Annotated in this window: 16 protein-coding genes; 10 read left to right on the top strand and 6 right to left on the bottom strand. The window is 72.4% G+C overall.

Features of this window, described 5'->3' with window-relative positions; all coding sequences use genetic code 11:
- Positions 1 to 2: 2 nt before the first annotated feature.
- A complete protein-coding gene (locus JEQ17_RS13910; RefSeq protein ID WP_200395558.1) occupies positions 3 to 212 on the top strand; it encodes a ferredoxin in 210 nt (69 codons plus the stop codon).
- 30 nt (positions 213 to 242) lie between these two features.
- Here JEQ17_RS13910 and JEQ17_RS13905 read toward each other — a convergent pair whose 3' ends face one another.
- The 3 genes from JEQ17_RS13905 to JEQ17_RS13895 are packed head-to-tail and all read right to left on the bottom strand — an operon-like array spanning position 243 to position 2203.
- Positions 243 to 1136, bottom strand: coding sequence for an aminoglycoside phosphotransferase family protein (locus tag JEQ17_RS13905; RefSeq protein WP_200395557.1), 894 nt, complete (start codon positions 1134 to 1136; stop codon positions 243 to 245).
- Positions 1137 to 1163: 27 nt separating this feature from the next.
- Positions 1164 to 1661 (bottom strand): ferritin-like domain-containing protein, encoded by a 498-nt coding sequence (locus JEQ17_RS13900; RefSeq protein WP_200395556.1) that lies wholly within the window; start codon positions 1659 to 1661, stop codon positions 1164 to 1166.
- Positions 1658 to 2203 (bottom strand): hypothetical protein, encoded by a 546-nt coding sequence (locus JEQ17_RS13895; RefSeq protein ID WP_200395555.1) that lies wholly within the window; start codon positions 2201 to 2203, stop codon positions 1658 to 1660. Before JEQ17_RS13895 ends, JEQ17_RS13900 begins: the two co-directional genes overlap by 4 nt.
- A 205-nt stretch (positions 2204 to 2408) precedes the next feature.
- Here JEQ17_RS13895 and rimP point away from each other — a divergent pair, with 205 nt between their 5' ends.
- From rimP to JEQ17_RS13850, 9 genes are all read left to right on the top strand, one after another.
- Complete coding sequence (rimP, locus tag JEQ17_RS13890; RefSeq protein ID WP_200395554.1) at positions 2409 to 2927, top strand: ribosome maturation factor RimP; 519 nt, start codon at positions 2409 to 2411, stop codon at positions 2925 to 2927.
- 2 nt (positions 2928 to 2929) lie between these two features.
- A complete protein-coding gene (nusA, locus tag JEQ17_RS13885; RefSeq protein ID WP_200395553.1) occupies positions 2930 to 3925 on the top strand; it encodes a transcription termination factor NusA in 996 nt (331 codons plus the stop codon).
- A gap of 137 nt (positions 3926 to 4062) precedes the next feature.
- Entirely contained in the window at positions 4063 to 4344 is a 282-nt protein-coding gene (locus JEQ17_RS13880) for a YlxR family protein (protein WP_200395552.1), read from the top strand.
- A 162-nt stretch (positions 4345 to 4506) separates the two neighbouring features.
- On the top strand, positions 4507 to 7689 hold the full coding sequence (gene infB, locus JEQ17_RS13875) for a translation initiation factor IF-2 (RefSeq protein WP_200395551.1): 3183 nt from the start codon (positions 4507 to 4509) through the stop codon (positions 7687 to 7689).
- A 351-nt stretch (positions 7690 to 8040) separates the two neighbouring features.
- Complete coding sequence (locus tag JEQ17_RS13870; RefSeq protein WP_055616319.1) at positions 8041 to 8337, top strand: DUF503 domain-containing protein; 297 nt, start codon at positions 8041 to 8043, stop codon at positions 8335 to 8337.
- 70 nt (positions 8338 to 8407) lie between these two features.
- A complete protein-coding gene (gene rbfA / locus JEQ17_RS13865) occupies positions 8408 to 8863 on the top strand; it encodes a 30S ribosome-binding factor RbfA (protein ID WP_189845206.1) in 456 nt (151 codons plus the stop codon).
- Complete coding sequence (gene truB, locus JEQ17_RS13860; protein ID WP_200395550.1) at positions 8860 to 9765, top strand: tRNA pseudouridine(55) synthase TruB; 906 nt, start codon at positions 8860 to 8862, stop codon at positions 9763 to 9765. The genes rbfA and truB overlap by 4 nt, the downstream gene beginning before the upstream one ends.
- Positions 9766 to 10041: 276 nt before the next feature.
- The gene (locus JEQ17_RS13855) at positions 10042 to 14007 is read left to right on the top strand and encodes a serine protease (protein WP_234048193.1); all 3966 of its coding nucleotides are present in this window, start codon (positions 10042 to 10044) and stop codon (positions 14005 to 14007) included.
- Between the two features lie 138 nt (positions 14008 to 14145).
- Positions 14146 to 15102 (top strand): bifunctional riboflavin kinase/FAD synthetase, encoded by a 957-nt coding sequence (locus JEQ17_RS13850; protein WP_200395549.1) that lies wholly within the window; start codon positions 14146 to 14148, stop codon positions 15100 to 15102.
- 64 nt (positions 15103 to 15166) lie between these two features.
- On the opposite strand, the gene JEQ17_RS13845 is transcribed toward JEQ17_RS13850, so the two are convergent.
- From JEQ17_RS13845 to JEQ17_RS13835, 3 genes are read right to left on the bottom strand one after another with little or no spacing between them, the layout of a single operon-like run.
- On the bottom strand, positions 15167 to 16180 hold the full coding sequence (locus tag JEQ17_RS13845) for an ABC transporter ATP-binding protein (RefSeq protein WP_200395548.1): 1014 nt from the start codon (positions 16178 to 16180) through the stop codon (positions 15167 to 15169).
- The gene (locus JEQ17_RS13840) at positions 16180 to 17178 is read right to left on the bottom strand and encodes an ABC transporter ATP-binding protein (RefSeq protein ID WP_234048192.1); all 999 of its coding nucleotides are present in this window, start codon (positions 17176 to 17178) and stop codon (positions 16180 to 16182) included. The genes JEQ17_RS13845 and JEQ17_RS13840 overlap by 1 nt, the downstream gene beginning before the upstream one ends.
- The gene (locus tag JEQ17_RS13835; RefSeq protein ID WP_200401478.1) at positions 17175 to 18122 is read right to left on the bottom strand and encodes an ABC transporter permease; all 948 of its coding nucleotides are present in this window, start codon (positions 18120 to 18122) and stop codon (positions 17175 to 17177) included. The genes JEQ17_RS13840 and JEQ17_RS13835 overlap by 4 nt, the downstream gene beginning before the upstream one ends.
- Positions 18123 to 18128 lie beyond the last annotated feature (6 nt).

The raw sequence follows: 18128 nt of genomic DNA, 5'->3' as shown, positions 1-18128 counted from the left end.
ACATGGACCAGTTGCCCCAGCACCTCGACATCGACTGGACGTCCTGCCGGGCCCACGGCCTCTGCGCCGAACTCCTCCCCGAACACGTCACCCTCGACGAATGGGGCTACCCGCTCGTCGACGCGCGCCCCGTCCCCGCCCGAACCCTGAGACGCGCCCGCAGAGCGGCGGCGGACTGCCCGGTCCTGGCCCTCAGACTCGCGGCGGCCTGAACGAAGTGGCCTGCGCCGAACCGCCGACCCCTACAGCCAGCTCGCGAACTCCAGCAACAGCTCCGCGTCCTGGGACCGGCCCACCCGCCGAGCCCGTACGCCCGACTCCACGGCCCGGAACAGGGTCCAGCCGCGCAGCCGCTCCTGGTCCAGGTCCAGGGACTCCGCGAGGCGCTTCACCCGGCGGCGGGTGATGGCGGAACCGGAGGGAGAGGCGATCAGGTCCTCGACCCGGTCACGGACCAGCCGGGCCAGGTCGAAGGCGCACTCGCCGACGACGGGGTCGGGCCCCACGGCCAGCCAGGGGCTGCGCTCGCCGGCCAGCACCTTGCTCTGCCGGAAGGTGCCGTGCAGCAGGCGGGCCTCGGGCGGGGAGGCCAGCAGTTCGTCGCGCACCGCCAGGGCCGCGTCGACCAGCGGCGCCGCCTCCGCGTCCGCTCCGGCCCGCATCGCCTCGGCCTGCCGCCCGGTCCGCTCGGCGACCGTCTCGAAGACGGTCCCGGCCGGCGGCTCGACCCACAGGCGACGCAGCGCTCCCGCCGCCTCCAGCATCGACTTGGCCTCGGCCAGCGAACGCACCGACACATCGGGGTGCAGCCGTTCAAGGAGCAGCACACCCTCGGCACCGGCCGGCTCCAGGAGCCGTACCGCGCCCAGGCCGTCCCAGTGCGCGAGCGCGGCCCGCTCGCTCTCCGGACGGGCCCGGCCGGGCGCGAGTTTCAGGACGGCGGGGGTGTCGTCCGGCAGCCGCACAAGCACCACCAGGCTGCTGCGCCCACCGGGCACCTGAACGCGCTCCACGGTCAACTCGCGTAGCGCGACGGCCTGCTGAGCCGCCTCGGGCAGCTTCTCCAGCCAGTCGTCACCGCTCGGTGCCGTCTCGCCGAGCGCCTTGACCAGACGCCGCGGCGGTTCGAAAGCCATGCGCGAGTCGTTTCCTTCCTGTACGCGTTACGACGGCGGTGCCGCCGACGCGGTGGACCGGGCCGACCGCTCCGCGAGCCCAGGGAAGGGTACGCTCTCGCCCCGCCAGCGCACCGCCCGCACCGCCGCGTCCCGCAGCGCCTCGGCCGCCGCCCGGCGCCGGTCGCCCTCCGAGGCACGGACCAGGTCGGAGTACACCCCGGCCACCCGGTCCTCCAGCTCGGCGGCGAGCCGCACGGCAGACTCCGCGTCCGTCACCGGGAACGGCAGCGCGTACGCGGCCGCCGCGGGCCGGGGCTTCCCCCGCAGGTCGCGCACCGCCCGCCCCAGTTCGTCCCGCCTGGCCCGGTGCGCGTCGTACGCCGCCCGGGCCTCGCCGCGCCGGGCCTCGCCGATCTTCCCGCCCACGACCCCGTAGCCGTACACGGCGGCGTGTTCGGCCGCGAGCGCGGCCTGCACGGCCGTCAGCTCCGCCGGCGCCTTGGCCTTCCGGTCTGCTTCTCCGGCCCTTCCGGAACCGCTCACTTCTCGCCCTCCGTCAGCAGAAACGCGTGCACCGCACCGGCCGCAGCCACCGAGGCCAGCAGCCGCGCCAGCTCTCCCGGCACGTCGAGGAGCGCCTTCGTACGCCGGTCCGCCAGCGTCCGCTCGGCCGTGGCGAGTTCGGCGAGGGCGTCCTTCTCCACGGCCGGCACCTCGGCGGACGGGCCGGGGGAAGGCGCCTCGGACGGATCGGCGGAAGCACTCGGCGACGCACTCCCGGAGGCCTTCCTGCCTCCGCCGAACGCCTCCGCGTGCCGTACGACCTCCGCCCGCAGCGGCGACAGCCGCCCGGCCAGCGCGGGATGCACGGCGAGCACGGCCTCGTACCGCTCCGCGAGCCGCTCGCTGTCGAGGGCCGCACGCGCGCGTGCCCGCTCGGCGGCGGACGTGCTCCCCTTGGTGGTCTCGGAGGAGTCGGAGGAGGAACAGCCCGTGAGCAGCGCGGCGCCGACACCGGCGGCCCCGGCGAACAGGCTCCTTCGGCGCGGCCCCGAGGGGATGCGCGACGGCAGGGTGAACGGCACGGCAGACGTCCTCGGAGGGCTCGTACGAACGGAAGGGCGGCAGGCCCGTGATCACGGTACCCGTGTACCGCCGCCGCACCCACCAGCGGCGCCGTCCCGCCGTCGGGCGGGCCACGGTGGACGGCAACACCCCTTGGGACCGGATACCCTTTGACCTGACACGCGACCTACCCACAACAGCACACGCGGCCGAGGAGTCACCCGGATGAGCACCACCCAGAGCGAGAGGCTTCGAGAGCTCCTGGAACCGCTCGTCAGCTCCCAGGGACTCGATCTCGAGGAGATCGAGGTGGACTCGGTAGGACGCAAGCGTGTGCTGCGCGTCGTGGTCGACTCCGACGAGGGAGCCGATCTGGACGCGATCGCCGATGTGAGCCGCGCGCTCTCGGCGAAGCTCGACGAGACCGACGCGATGGGCCAGGGCGAGTACACCCTCGAAGTGGGAACCCCCGGTGCCGAGCGCGAGCTCAAGGAACACCGTCACTACGTACGCGCCACGGACCGCCTGGTGAGATTCCAGCTGACGAGCGGCGACGAACTGGTCGCCCGGATCCTGACGGTGGACGAGGACGGGATCGACCTGGAGGTGCCCGGCGTCAAGGGACGCAAGGCCACCGCCCGCAGGATCGCCTTCGAGAACATCGACAAGGCGCGCGTCCAGGTCGAGTTCAACCGCAAGTCCAACGAGAACGACGCAGACATGAAGGAAGAGGAGGAGGCGTAGCCGTGGACATCGACATGAGTGCCCTGCGGGGCTTGGTGCGGGAGAAGGAGATCTCCTTCGACCTGCTGGTCGAGGCGATCGAGTCGGCCCTCCTCATCGCCTACCACCGCACCGAGGGAAGCCGCCGCCACGCGCGCGTCAAGCTCGACCGGGAGACCGGTCATGTGACCGTGTGGGCGAAGGAGGACGCCGAGGACCTGGAGGAGGGTCAGGGGGCGCGCGAGTTCGACGACACCCCGTCCGACTTCGGCCGGATCGCCGCCACCACCGCCAAGCAGGTCATCCTGCAGCGCCTGCGGGACGCGGAGGACGACGCGACGCTCGGCGAGTACGCGGGCCGCGACGGCGACATCGTCACCGGTGTCGTCCAGCAGGGCCGTGACCCGAAGAACGTGCTCGTCGACATCGGCAAGCTGGAGGCCATCCTGCCGGTGCAGGAGCAGGTCCCCGGTGAGACCTACACGCACGGCCTGCGGCTGCGGTCGTACGTCGTGCGGGTGGCGAAGGGCGTACGCGGTCCCTCCGTGACCCTCTCCCGCACGCACCCCAACCTGGTGAAGAAGCTCTTCGCCCTCGAGGTGCCCGAGATCGCCGACGGCTCGGTCGAGATCGCCGCGATCGCCCGCGAGGCCGGCCATCGCACGAAGATCGCCGTCCGGTCCACCCGGTCAGGGCTGAACGCCAAGGGCGCCTGCATCGGCCCCATGGGCGGCCGCGTGCGCAACGTGATGGCCGAGCTGAACGGCGAGAAGATCGACATCGTCGACTGGTCGGACGACCCGGCGGAGATGGTGGCGAACGCGCTGTCCCCGGCCCGGGTCTCCAAGGTCGAGGTCGTCGACCTCGCGGCCCGCTCCGCGCGAGTGACGGTCCCCGACTACCAGCTGTCCCTGGCGATCGGCAAGGAAGGGCAGAACGCCCGGCTCGCCGCCCGTCTGACCGGCTGGCGCATCGACATCCGTCCGGACACCGAGCAGCCCGCCGAGAAGCAGGACTGAGGCGAAACAGCCCCAGGTCCGGGGCGTCAACGGCAAGATCGGGAATAGATCACGCCGTGTGACGGTTGGATTACGACAACAACCGTTCGGTTCTTGCCCCAAAGGGGTGAGGTCGGTGCGGGGAGGTAGACTTAAGAGTGTCTGGCCGGACGCGTGCCCGTGCATGCCCTGAGCGCACCTGTGTGGGGTGCCGGGAGCGAGCGGCCAAGATCGATCTGCTGCGCACCGTGGCGGCCGAGGGCGAATGCGTCCCCGATCCTCGCGGTACGCTGCCCGGCCGGGGTGCGTATGTACACCCCGCCCTCGTCTGTCTCGACCTGGCGGTCCGCCGCCGGGCGTTCACGAGGGCGCTGCGTGCCCCGGGTCCGCTCGACACAAAGGCGTTGCGCCTGTACGTCGAGCAGACAGACAGTTGCTGAGCAGGCAACACCGTAAAACGTGTCGCACGGAACCCCGTGCGGCCCTGGTACCCCGCGAGTTGGAAGTAGGTCGAGATTGCGATGAGCACTCGATGAGCACGCGATGAGTACGCCCATGAAGTAGCGACGGTCCGGACGCAACCCGGACCTAAAAGGAGCGAAGTGGCTAAGGTCCGGGTATACGAACTCGCCAAGGAGTTCGGGGTGGAGAGCAAGGTCGTCATGGCCAAGCTCCAAGAACTCGGTGAATTTGTCCGTTCGGCGTCCTCGACGATCGAGGCGCCCGTAGTACGCAAGCTGACCGATGCCCTGCAGCAGGGCAACGGCGGCGGCAAGCCCGCCCCGCGCAAGGCCGCGCCCGCCAGGCCCGGCGCGCCTTCTCCGGCGCAGGCCGCCCGTCCGGGTCCGGCAGCGCCGCGCCCGCCGGCCCCGAAGCCGGCCGCTGCGGAGACACCCGCGTCCCCGGCGGCTCCGGCCGCAGGCCCGCGTCCGACTCCGGGTCCCAAGCCCCCGGCGCCGGCGCCGAAGCCCGCTCCGGCGTCCCCGGCTCCGGCCGCGCCCGAGTTCACGGCACCCCCGGCGGCTCCCGCCGCTCCGGCGGCCCCCGCGGCTCCGGCCGCGGGTCCCCGTCCGAGCGGTGCCCGTCCCGGTGCCCCGAAGCCCGGTGTCCGTCCGGCCGGCCCCGCACAGGGCGGTCAGGGTGGTCCCGGTCAGGGCCGCGGCGAGCGCGGTGACCGTGGCGACCGTCAGGGCGCTCCGCGTCCCGGCGGCCAGGGCACGCGTCCCGGTGGTCGTCCCGCCGGTCCCCGTCCGGGCAACAACCCGTTCACCTCTGGTGGCTCCACCGGCATGGCGCGCCCGCAGGCGCCCCGTCCGGGCGGTGCCCCGCGTCCCGGCGGCCCCGGTGCCGGTGCCGGTGCCCCGGGCGGCTCACGTCCCCAGGGCGCGGGCCAGGACCGTGGTCCCCGTCCGCAGGGTGGTCCCGGTGGCGCTCCGCGTCCCGGCGGCGGCCCCGGTGGCAACCGTCCGAGCCCGGGCGGCATGCCTCGTCCGCAGGGTGGTCCCGGTGGCGCTCCGCGTCCCGGCGGCGGCCCCGGTGGCAACCGTCCGAACCCCGGCATGATGCCGCAGCGTCCCGCTGCCGGTACCCCGCGTCCCGGCGGCGGTGGCCCCGGTGGCCGCGGCCCCGGCGGCGGCGGTCGTCCCGGCGGTGGCGGTGGCGGCGGTCGTCCGGGTGGCGGCGGCTTCGCAGGTCGTCCCGGTGGTCCCGGTGGCGGCGGTGGCGGTTTCGCAGGTCGTCCCGGTGGTCCCGGTGGCGGTGGCGGCGGTTTCGCCGGCCGTCCGGGTGGTCCCGGCGGTGGCGGCGGCGGTCGTCCCGGCTTCGGTGGTCGTCCCGGTGGTCCGGGTGGCCGTGGTGGCACGCAGGGCGCCTTCGGTCGTCCCGGCGGTCCCGCGCGTCGTGGCCGCAAGTCGAAGCGGCAGAGGCGCCAGGAGTACGAGGCCATGCAGGCCCCGTCGGTCGGCGGCGTCATGCTGCCTCGTGGCAACGGACAGTCCGTCCGTCTGTCGCGCGGTGCCTCGCTCACCGACTTCGCCGAGAAGATCAACGCCAACCCGGCGTCGCTCGTCGGCGTGATGATGAACCTCGGCGAGATGGTCACTGCCACGCAGTCCGTCTCCGACGAGACGCTGAAGCTCCTCGCGGACGAGATGAACTTCGTCCTCGAGATCGTCAGCCCCGAGGAGGAGGACCGCGAGCTGCTCGAGTCCTTCGACATCGAGTTCGGCGAGGACGAGGGTGGCGAGGAGTTCCTCGTCGCGCGTCCGCCGGTCGTGACCGTCATGGGTCACGTCGACCACGGTAAGACCCGCCTCCTCGACACCATCCGCAAGACGAACGTCGTCGCGGGCGAGGCCGGTGGCATCACGCAGCACATCGGTGCCTACCAGGTCGCGACCGAGGTCAACGGCGAAGAGCGCAGGATCACCTTCATCGACACCCCGGGTCACGAGGCGTTCACCGCCATGCGTGCCCGTGGTGCCAAGTCGACCGACATCGCGATCCTCGTGGTGGCGGCCAACGACGGTGTGATGCCCCAGACGATCGAGGCGCTGAACCACGCCAAGGCGGCCGAGGTGCCGATCGTGGTCGCGGTCAACAAGATCGACGTCGAGGGTGCCGACCCGACCAAGGTGCGCGGTCAGCTCACCGAGTTCGGTCTGGTGGCCGAGGAGTACGGCGGCGACACGATGTTCGTCGACATCTCCGCCAAGCAGGGCCTCAACATCGAGAGCCTGCTGGAGGCCGTGGTCCTCACCGCGGACGCCTCGCTCGACCTGCGGGCCAACCCGGAGCAGGACGCGCAGGGTATTGCGATCGAGTCCCACCTCGACCGTGGCCGCGGTGCCGTCTCGACGGTCCTGGTCCAGCGCGGCACGCTGCGCATCGGCGACACGATGGTGGTCGGCGACGCGTACGGCCGTGTCCGGGCGATGCTCGACGACAACGGCAACAACGTCGAGGAAGCGGGTCCGTCGACCCCCGTCCTGGTCCTGGGTCTCACCAACGTCCCGGGCGCCGGCGACAACTTCCTGGTCGTCGACGAGGACCGCACGGCGCGTCAGATCGCCGAGAAGCGCGCGGCGCGCGAGCGCAACGCCAACTTCGCCCGGCGTGGAGTCCGGTTCTCCCTGGAGAACCTGGACGAGGCGCTCAAGGCCGGTCTGGTGCAGGAACTCAACCTCATCATCAAGGGCGACGCGTCCGGTTCGGTGGAGGCTCTCGAGTCCTCGCTGCTCCAGCTCGACGTCGGCGAAGAGGTCGACATCCGCGTCCTGCACCGCGGCGTGGGTGCGGTCACCGAGTCGGACATCGACCTGGCGACCGGCTCCGACGCGATCGTCATCGGCTTCAACGTCCGCGCTGCGGGCCGCGCGGCGCAGATGGCCGAGCGCGAGGGCGTCGACGTCCGCTACTACTCGGTGATCTACCAGGCCATCGAGGAGATCGAGGCAGCCCTCAAGGGCATGCTCAAGCCGGAGTACGAAGAGGTCGAGCTCGGTACGGCGGAGATCCGCGAGGTCTTCCGCTCGTCCAAGCTGGGCAACATCGCCGGTGTGCTGGTCCGCTCCGGCGAGGTCAAGCGCAACACCAAGGCGCGGTTGCTGCGCGATGGCAAGGTCATCGCGGAGAGCCTCACCATCTCCGGTCTGCGCCGCTTCAAGGACGACGTCACCGAGATCCGCGAAGGCTTCGAGGGCGGTATCAACCTCGGAAACTTCAACGACATCAAGATCGACGACGTCATCGCGACGTACGAGATGCGCGAGAAGCCGCGGTCGTAGCCCGCGGCGGGTGCTTGAACCGTGTGGGGTTGGCCGACGAGGACACGTCCTCGTCGACCGGCCCCCGCGGGGTTTTCGCCCCCGCCTCCCCTACCCGTTCCCGTGCCTACTCGGGGCTCCGCCCCCGAACCCCCGTTGCGCAGTTCCCCGCGCCCCTGAGGTATTTCAGCCTCTCCGGCGTTTGAGGAGCGGGGGTTCGGGGGCCGGCCCCCGAGTAGTGACGGGAACGGGTAGGGGCGGCGGGGGCGAAACTCCGTCGAGTGGGGGCGGTCGTTCGTTGTACCGTTCTGATGTCCCGCCAAGAGCTTGGCCGGGCCATCTACCCCGTACCGGCGGGACATCCGGACACATATGTACGTGGGGACTCTGTCCTTCGATCTGCTCCTCGGCGACGTACGGTCACTGAAGGAGAAACGCTCCGTCGTCCGCCCCATCGTGGCCGAACTCCAGCGGAAGTACGCCGTGAGCGCGGCGGAGGTCGACCACCTGGACCTCCACCGGAGGGCCGGCATCGGCCTGGCGGTGGTGTCGGCGGACGCGGGGCACCTGACCGACGTACTGGACCACTGCGAGCGTCTGGTCGCCGGCCGTCCCGAGGTGGAGCTGCTGTCGGTGAGACGGCGGTTCCACGGCGAAGACGACGACTGAGCGTATGCAGCGTGCGGCGACAAGGATCGGCCGTACACAGAACAGCAAGAAACAAGAGGGAGACGGACCAGTGGCCGACAACGCGCGGGCGAAGAAGCTGGCGGACCTCATCCGAGAGGTGGTGGCCCAGAAGCTGCAGCGCGGGATCAAGGACCCGCGGCTCGGTTCGCATGTGACCATCACGGACACCCGGGTCACCGGGGACCTCCGGGAGGCGACCGTCTTCTACACGGTGTACGGGGACGACGAGGAGCGCGCGGAGGCCGCCGCGGGCCTGGAGAGCGCCAAGGGCGTGCTCCGCTCGGCCGTGGGTGCGGCCGCCGGTGTGAAGTTCACGCCGACCCTCACCTTCGTGGCGGACGCCCTGCCGGACACCGCCAAGACCATCGAGGACCTGCTCGACAAGGCACGGGCCTCGGACGCGAAGGTGCGCGAGGTCTCGGCCGGCGCCACCTTCGCCGGTGAAGCGGACCCGTACAAGAAGCCGGGCGAGGACGACGAGACGGACGGCGACGCCGCGGAATGACGCAGAAGCAGAAGACGCCCGACGGCCTTGTCATCGTGGACAAGCCGTCGGGCTTCACTTCGCACGACGTGGTCGCCAAGATGCGCGGGATCGCGAAGACCCGCCGCGTCGGACACGCGGGCACCCTCGACCCCATGGCGACGGGCGTGCTCGTCCTCGGCGTCGAGAAGGCGACCAAGCTCCTCGGACACCTCGCGCTGACCGAGAAGGAGTACCTCGGCACGATCCGGCTCGGGCAGAACACCCTGACCGACGACGCCGAGGGTGACATCACCTCGTCCACGGACGCCTCCAAGGTCGCCCGGGACGCCGTCGACGCCGGTGTCGCCAAGCTCAGCGGCGACATCATGCAGGTGCCGTCCAAGGTCAGCGCCATCAAGATCGACGGCGTGCGCTCGTACAAGCGGGCACGCGACGGCGAGGACTTCGAGATCCCGGCCCGTCCGGTACGGATCTCGTCGTTCGCCGTGTACGACATCCGGGACGCGGTCGCCGAGGACGGTACGCCCGTCCTGGACCTGGTCGTCTCGGTCGTGTGCTCGTCCGGTACGTACATCCGCGCGCTCGCCCGTGACCTGGGTGCCGACCTGGGCGTCGGCGGCCATCTGACGGCGCTGAGGCGCACCCGCGTCGGCCCGTACAAGCTCGACTCCGCCCGCACCCTCGACCAGCTCCAGGAGGAGCTGACCGTGATGCCGATGGCGGAGGCGGCCGCTGCCGCGTTCCCCCGCTGGAACGTGGACGCCAAGCGCGGGCAGCTGCTGACGAACGGTGTGCGGCTGGAGATGCCCGAGGAGTACGCAGGGGCCGGGGCCGTCGGGGTGTTCGATCCCGAGGGGCGCTTCCTGGCACTGGTGGAGGAGCAGAAGGGCAAGGCGAAGAGCCTGGCGGTGTTCGGCTGACCCGTGTGGGTCGCCGGCCGGCCGGATTCGTCGTGGAGCGGCGTTCACGGGGATTCCTGTGTGCGCCGCTCCACTGTCCCCCTCGGTTCCCCCACCCAAGGGTGTATCCATCCGACCTCGTCCATTCACCCGTCCGGGCAGGCGCTCGGAGTGAACCGGGGGAGCGGAAGGGGGCTCGTTCGGCTCGCGATCTGTCGCACCCGATCACCTCGCGCCTACCGTCGGAGACGAGGCGTCGGTGGCACCGGGCGACGCGCGCGGCGGGGAGGTTCGAGCATGGCGGGACGGGGCCCGCGGACCGGGGGCCGTCATCAGTTGCCGGACGCTGCCCGGCACGCACCCGAGGCGGCGCACGCGGCTGACGCGGGGTACGCCGCCGAAGCAGCGCACCCGGCCGAAGCGGTGGTCGAAGCCGCGGACCGGGCTCTGGTGCGGATCAGTGATCTCGCCGGGCGGCCGCGCGGCACCGGGTTCGTCGCCGACCACCGGGGCACGGTGATCACCAGCCACGAGGCGGTCGACGGGCTCGCCCGTCTCGTCCTGCAGGCCCCTGGGGACCGCACCTGCCTGGTGACGGCCGACTCGGTCACCCCCTTTCCGTCCCTGGACCTCGCCCTGATCCACACGAAGGGGCTCCACACGGATGGTCTCGGCTCGGATGCTCTCGGCTCGGACGGCCTCGGCTCGGATGGTCTCGGCCTCGACCCCCTCCCGATCACCGTCCGGGACTCCGTGGAGAGCGGCACGTACGTCCGTATCGCCGCGGGTGGCTGGCGCGAGGCCCGGGTGCTGGGCACGTCCGCCGTGACGTACACGGCGACCGACCGCTTTCATCTCCTCGACGACGTCCTGGAGCTGGCGATCGGCACGGCGGGAAGCGATGCGCTGCGGCTCGGGGGCGGGGCGGCCGGGGGACCGGTGGTCGACGCGGCCACCGGTGCGGTCGTCGCCGTGCTGGGAACGGCACTCCACTCCGGGCGACGGGTGGGGGGCTTCGCAGTGCCGCTGTCCGCGGGACCGGCGGCCTCCGGCTCGGGTTCTGGTTCTGGCGCCGGTGGTGCGCTCGCCGAACTGCTGGCCCGCAACGCGGCGACGGTCCCCGCGTACGGGGACGACCTCAATCTGGCGGGCGTGCTGGAGCTGGCCGCCACCGTCGAGGCGCCGCCGGGCTCCGGTGGGGTCGATCCCGTCGAACGAGCCGATGCGGTACGGGAGTTCAGCGCCTTCGGTGAAGGTCCGTACGCCGTTCTGGGGCTCGTCGGGGCTCCCGGAAGCGGCCGTACGACGGAACTGGCGGCCCTCGCCGCCCGGCGCGACCGGGGTGCGGAACCGGCCCCGACACTGTGGCTGCGCGGCGCCGACCTGCTGGACGCCGACTCATCGGTGGCCGACGCGGCGAGGAGGGCGCTGGAGCGGGCGGGGCGGATCGTGGCGGCCTCTGCCTCAGCAACGGCATCGACTGCGACCGTGAGCACGGCACCGACCGCGACCACGGCCTCGGCATCGACCTCGGCTCCGGCCCCCGCATCGACCTCGACCTCGGTCTCGGCCTCCAGCAGTGCCGAGGAGGCCGGGGCAGCGGGTGCATGGGCCCTTTCGCCGGAGCCCGCGTCCTCGGGCGGTGAGCTCGGTGACATCGGGCCCGAGCGGCTGGCCCGTCTTGCCCGGGACGCCGGTCGCCCCCTCCTGCTCCTCCTCGACAGCCCCGAGGAGATGCCGACGGCTCTCGCGAACCGGCTGCCCGAGTGGACCGAGGGTACCGCCGAGTGGCTGCGGGCGCACGGGGCCCGTCTCGTCGTGGCCTGCCGGGCCGAGTACTGGGAGCGAGCGGGGGCGGAGTTCCCGCGCGAGCTGCTGTACGGGGCCGAGCGGGGCGGAGGCGAGGCGCCCGGCGGGCTGCCCGCCTGTGTACGGCTCGGGGACCTGGACGAGAGCGAGGCACGGCGGGCCAGGGCGCGGTACGGCGTGCCGGAGGGAGCCCTGGACGGCCCCGACGCCCGCCATCCGCTGATGCTGCGACTGCTGTCGGAGGTACGGGCCGCGATGTCGCTGCCTACCGCCTCGGACGAGGGGGCCGAGCCGGCCGAGCCAGTCGGGCCGGTCGGGCCTGCAGGGCGGGACGACGTTTTCGCCGCGTACCTCGATCTGATGTGTCTGCGGGTGGCCGTACGGCTCGCGGCGGCGAACGGGCTGCGCGGTAGGGCCGTACGGCGGCTCGCGGCCAGGGTCTCCGGGCAGGTGCACGCGGCCGCGCGGCGCTGTCTGGGGCCGGGGCAGGGGGAGTTGGACCGGGCGGCGTTCGAGTCCGTGTTCCCGTGGGGGCCGGTGCCCGACCGACGGCTCGGCGGCTGTACCGGGTGGGCCTCCGCGGTCCTCACGGAGGGCCTCCTCGTGCCCGCCGGGGACGGCTACCGCTTCGCCCACGAGGAGCTGGCCGACTGGATCCAGGGCATACACCTCGACCTCGACACGGCACTCCGGGCGCTGGTGCACCACGAACATCGGGATGAGCCCGAGTCCCGGTACGAGCCCGAGTCCCGGTACGAGCCCGAGTCCCGGTACGAACCGGACTCCCAGTACGAACCGGACTCCCAGTACGAACCGGACTCCCGGTACGAGCCGGAGTTCCGATACGAGCCCGAGCCTCCCCCCGTACCCCGTCACCGCATCGGTCCCGTCCTCCAGGCCCTGCTCCTCCTGCCGCGTCAACAAGGGGACGCCGACCTCACCCTCCGGCTGCGTGAACTGCTTCGAGCGGTCGACGAACTTGAGCCGACGGACACGGGGGCCTGGTGGGCCACCCGCCTCCTCAGTGGCGTACTGCTCCGGGTCCCCGACGCGACCCCGTACGTCGGAGTGCTGCGGCACCTCGCCGAGCGGGTGGTGACGTGGCGGGCCGAAGGGCGGGCCGTGCCGGGGGAGTTCGGGCCTGTTTTCTGGACCCGGCTGCCGCTGCCGGAGGCGCACCGCTTCGATCTGCTGAGGCGGCTCGTCGTGGCGGACGAGGCACCTCCGGCCACCGAACTCCGTTACCTGGACGCCGTGTCCGGGCTGCTCGCCGCCGACCCGGCCGCCGCTCAGCCCCACCTGACCCACTGGTTCGACGACGAGCGCCCGCTGCCCGCGACCCCCGACGCCACCGTCGCGACCGCCGCCCAGGCCCTTCTCCACACGCATCGGCGCCGAGCCCTGGACGACCTCACGGAGGCCCTGGCCGAGAGTGCGCACCCGCGCGCCGACGAGCTCCTTGCCGTCCTCGCGGAGGAGGAGCCGTCCGCGGTGTGCCGGGCGGTCGACCGCTGGACGCACGACGAGCGGCCGGCCCGCCGGGCGGCGGCCATGACCCACGGACTGCGGGCCGCGTCGCACGTACGCACCGAGGCGGACCGCGAGCTGCTGCGCTACGCCGCTCTCTTCCTGCTCGCCCGCCCCGGCGACTGCACCCTGCACGGGGCCGCACTGGCGCTCCTCGTACGCGATCCGCACACCCGGGCCCGCCATCTCCCGGGGGCTCTCGCGCGCTTCAGGGCGGGCGACCCACGGCTGCCCGCGAGCGCGCTGGTGGCGGCGCTGGCGACGCATCCGGAACCGGTTCTCGCCGCGTTCGGCGACCGGCTGCGCGAGCCCGACACGGGCGAGGCGCTGCGCACGCTCGCCGAGGTCACCACACCCGCGCCGGCCCGCCGCGTCGCCGCGCTCGTACGCGATGTCGTGGAGCGGCGTCCGGAAGCGGCCGCGCATGTGGCGGCGTACGTCGACCGGCGGCTCGAGCACGGTCCAGCCGCCCGTTCCGTGCTGTATCCCCTGGTCACCGGGCTGCTCGACGGGGGCAGGCCGCAGCTGCGGGCCGCGCTCGCCAAGGTGTTCGCGGCACCCGGCACGCCCGTGGCGCACCCACTGCGCTGCGAGTTCCTGGACCTGCTGCTGACACGCGAGCACGACCCGGTGGTGCTCGACGCGCTCGTACGGGCCGCCGCGGAGGGCGCGGCCCGCAGCGTGTCCCGCGGCGGTGAGGAGCACACCCGCGCGCTGGTCCACAGCGCGGGCCTCATGCTCGTCCGCACCCCGGACGGCGCCACCGTCTTCGACCGTGCCCTTCTCGACCAGAGCCGCCGGATTCCCGGCTTCGCCGCCCTGGTCGCCGGCTGGCTCACCGACGCTCCCGAGGACTGGTCCATCCTGGTCGGCCCCAGCACACGGCGCATGATCGAGAACCTGACGGGGGCACGGGTTCCGGTGTGACCGCGGGTGCTCCGCGGCCACCACGTGCCCCCTGTCACAGCGCCCCATGCCGATGCGGGCCGCGCGGACCCGGCATGGCACTCTTAGAGCTGCGTAATGAGGCAGACACGGACACAGGTTCGACGAGGAGCGGTCACAGTGCAGCGCTGGCGTGGCTTGGAGGACATCCCCCAGGACTGGGGGCGCAGCGTCGTCACCATCGGCTCGTACGACGGGGTCCACCGCGGGCACCAGTTGATCATCACGCATGCCGTGGAACGGGCGCGTGAGCTGGGCGTCCCGTCAGTGGTCGTCACCTTCGACCCGCACCCCAGCGAGGTCGTGCGCCCCGGCAGCCACCCGCCCCTGCTCGCCCCGCACCACCGCCGCGCCGAGCTGATGGCCGAGCTGGGCGTCGACGCGCTGCTCATCCTGCCCTTCACCACCGAGTTCTCGAAGCTGTCGCCCGCCGACTTCGTGGTGAAGGTCCTGGTCGACAAGCTGCACGCCAAGGCCGTCGTCGAGGGCCCCAACTTCCGCTTCGGCCACAAGGCCGCGGGCAACGTCGCCTTCCTCGCCGAGCAGGGCAAGACGTACGACTTCGAGGTCGAGGTGGTGGATCTCTACGTGACCGGTGAAGCCGGCGGCGGCGAGCCCTTCTCCTCCACGATGACCCGGCGACTGGTCGCCGAGGGCGATGTCGAAGGCGCGCGCGAGATCCTCGGGCGCCCGCACCGCGTCGAGGGCATCGTCGTGCGCGGCGCTCAGCGGGGCCGCGAGCTGGGCTTCCCCACGGCCAACGTCGAGACCCTCCCGCACACCGCGATCCCCGCCGACGGCGTCTACGCCGGCTGGCTGCACGCGCAGGGCGAGGCGATGCCGGCGGCGATCTCCGTCGGTACGAATCCGCAGTTCGACGGGACCGAGCGCACGGTGGAGGCGTACGCCATCGATCGGGTGGGGCTTGATCTGTACGGGCTGCATGTGGCTGTGGACTTTCTCGCCTTTGTGCGGGGGCAGGCGAAGTTCGAGTCCATCGAGGCGTTGCTGGAAGCGATCTCCGACGACGTCAAGCGGTCGCGGGAGCTGATTTCGGCGTACGACGGCGGGCTGTAGGCGTCCCGCCGGCGGGTGGTCGGCTGCGGGTTCGTTGTGGCTTGTCGCGCAGTTCCCCGCGCCCCTAACGGGGCGCCCAGTGGCACGCCACCTGTGCCCCGCCTCCCCCGTCCAGTACCGGTAGGTCCTGCCCTCTGCATGCGTCCGCGACGCCTGCGCGTTCTGCCTCGCCCGTTGCCAGGATCTGGCAGCGGGCGTGGAAACGGCAGCCGGTGGGGATGCGGGAGGGGTCGGGGGGCTCGCCGGTGAGGACGACCGGATCGCCGGGGGCTTCGGGCAGGACCGACAACAGGGCCTGGGTGTACGGGTGCTGAGGGGTCGTCAGGACGTCCTCCACGGCTCCCGTCTCTACGATCCGGCCCAGGTACATCACCGCGACCCGGTCCGCGATGTTCCACGCGAGGCCCAGGTCGTGCGTCACCACCAGGGCGGACAGGCCCAGTTCGGAGCGCAGTCGCAGGAGCAGGGCCAGGATCTCGCCGCGTACCGATGCGTCCAGGGAGGCCACCGGCTCGTCGGCGACGATGAGTTCGGGGTTCAGGACCAGCGCGCCCGCGATGACGACACGCTGGCGCTGGCCGCCCGAGAGCTCGTGCGGGTAGCGCAGGAAGAAGCGCTCAGGGGGGCGAAGTCCCGCCCGGGAGAGGGCCATTGAGACCGCCTCGCGCTCGTCGCCCCCGTACCGGTGGATGCGCAGGCCCTCGGCCACCGCGTCGTACACCGTGTGCCGGGGGTTGAGCGAGCCGCTCGGGTCCTGGAGGACCAGTTGGACGCGTTTGCGGTACGCCTTGAGCGCGCGCGAGGAGTAGTCGAGAGGGCGGCCCGCGAAGGTGACGCGGCCCGCGGTCGGCGGGACGAGACCGAGCAGCGAGCGCGCCAGGGTCGTCTTTCCGCAGCCCGACTCACCGACGAGGGCGACGATCTCACCGGCCCGGATGTCGAGGTCCACTCCGTCGACGGCCCGCGCCCGGTCGGCGTCGCCGCGCCGGGCGGGGAACGTGACGTGCAGGCCCTCGGCGCTCAGCAGGGGAGCGGAGGGGGCTGAGGGCAGCGGAGAGACCGCCGCGGCCGTCGTCATCAGGTGCTCCTCGCTTCTTCCGGCACGGCCACGGGTCCCACATGTACGCAGGCCGCCCGGCGATCCGGTGCCGCAGGCCGCAGCGCCTGGTCCTCCGCGGCACACGAGTCCAGTGCCACCGCGCACCGCGGATGGAACGTACAGCCGCTCGGGAGGGCCGCGGGATCCGGTGGGTCACCGGGCAGCCCGCGCGGCGCGAACCGCGAACCGGCGTCCCCGATCCGCGGGAAGGCAGCCGACAGCGCCTGCCCGTACGGGTGTTGGGCGTCCTCGTACACCTGCCGGGCCGGACCCTCCTCCACCACCCGCCCGGCGTACATCACCGCGAGCCGGTCGCAGGTGTCGGACAGGACCGCCAGGTCGTGGCTGATCATCATGAGCCCCAACTCCTGCTCGGAGACCAGTTGTTGGATCAGTCGCAGGATCTGCGCCTGGATCATCACGTCGAGTGCGGTCGTCGGCTCGTCGGCGATGACCAGGCGGGGGTCGCAGGCCAGGGCCATGGCGATCATCACGCGCTGGCGCTGGCCGCCGGACAGTTCGTGCGGATACGCGGAGGCCCGCGCCGCCGGAAGCCCCACGTGCTCCAGGAGTTCGCCGGCCTTCTTCCGCGCGCCCGCCGGGGTCGCTTTCCTGTGCAGCAGGATCGGCTCGGCGATCTGGTCGCCGACGCGGTGCACGGCGTTGAGGGAGTGCATCGCGCCCTGGAACACGATCGAGGCACCGGCCCAGCGGACCGCCCGTACCCGCCCCCACTTCATGGTCAGTACGTCCTCGCCGTCCAGGAGGATCTCCCCGGTCACCCGGGTGCCGGACGGCAGCAGTCGCAGCAGCGCGAGCGCCAGAGTGGACTTGCCGCAGCCCGACTCGCCCGCGATGCCGAGCTTCTGGCCCGCGTTCACGGTGAGGTTCACCCCGCGCACGGCGGCCGCTCCTCCGGCGTACGTCACCTCCAGGTCCCGTACGTCCAGCAGGGGTTGCGCGGTCGATGTGCTCAAAGGGTCACCCCCAGCTTGGGGTTGAGGACGGATTCGACCGCGCGCCCGCACAGGGTGAAGGCGAGGGCCACGACGGCGATGGCGATGCCCGGCGGCACGAGGTACCACCACTTCCCGGCGCTGACCGCGCCCGCCTCGCGTGCGTCCTGGAGCAGACCGCCCCAGGAGACGACCGTCGGGTCGCCGAGGCCGAGGAAGGCGAGGGTCGCCTCGGCGAGGATCGCGGAGGAGATGATCAGGGTCGTCTGCGCCAGGACCAGGGGCATGACGTTGGGCAGGACGTGACGGGACATGACGTGCCAGTGGCCGCCGCCGAGAGCCTTGGCACGCTCGATGTACGGCCGGGACTCCACGGCGAGGGTCTGCGCGCGCACGAGCCGTGCCGTCGTCGGCCAGGTCGTGACGCCGATCGCCAGGATGATCGTGCCGAGCGAGCGGGACATCACGGTCGCGAGCGCGATCGCGAGGACCAGCGTCGGCATGACCAGGAACCAGTCCGTGATCCGCATCATCACCGTCGCGAACCAGCCCCGGAAGTGCCCGGCGGTGATGCCGATCAGCGCGCCGATCGCGACCGAGAGGACGGCCGCCAGCAGCCCGACCAGCAGTGAGACCCGCGATCCCCACACCACGAGCCCGAGCAGACTGCGCCCGAACTGGTCGGTGCCGAGCGGGAATTCGGCGCTCGGGCTCTCCATGGGCCGTCCCGGCGCGTTCGTCACGCTCTGCACGTCGGAGCCGACGGTCAGCGGCGCGGTGAGCGCGATCAGCGCGAAGAGAGTGAGGGCGGCCAGACCGAGGACGCCCGCGCGATGAGTGCGGTACCGCTGCCAGAATCGGGCGGCGGAGCGGCGGCGGCGCTGCCACGCGAGGGCGCGGGGCCCCGCTTTCGGGGGCGAGGGGGCTTCGGAGGGAGCCACCGGGGGAGGCGCCTCGGCGGCCATCGGCTC

Origin of the sequence: Streptomyces liliifuscus (genome assembly GCF_016598615.1) — a bacterium.
Taxonomy (GTDB): domain Bacteria; phylum Actinomycetota; class Actinomycetes; order Streptomycetales; family Streptomycetaceae; genus Streptomyces; species Streptomyces liliifuscus.
This window is presented reverse-complemented; position numbering and strand designations above follow the sequence as displayed.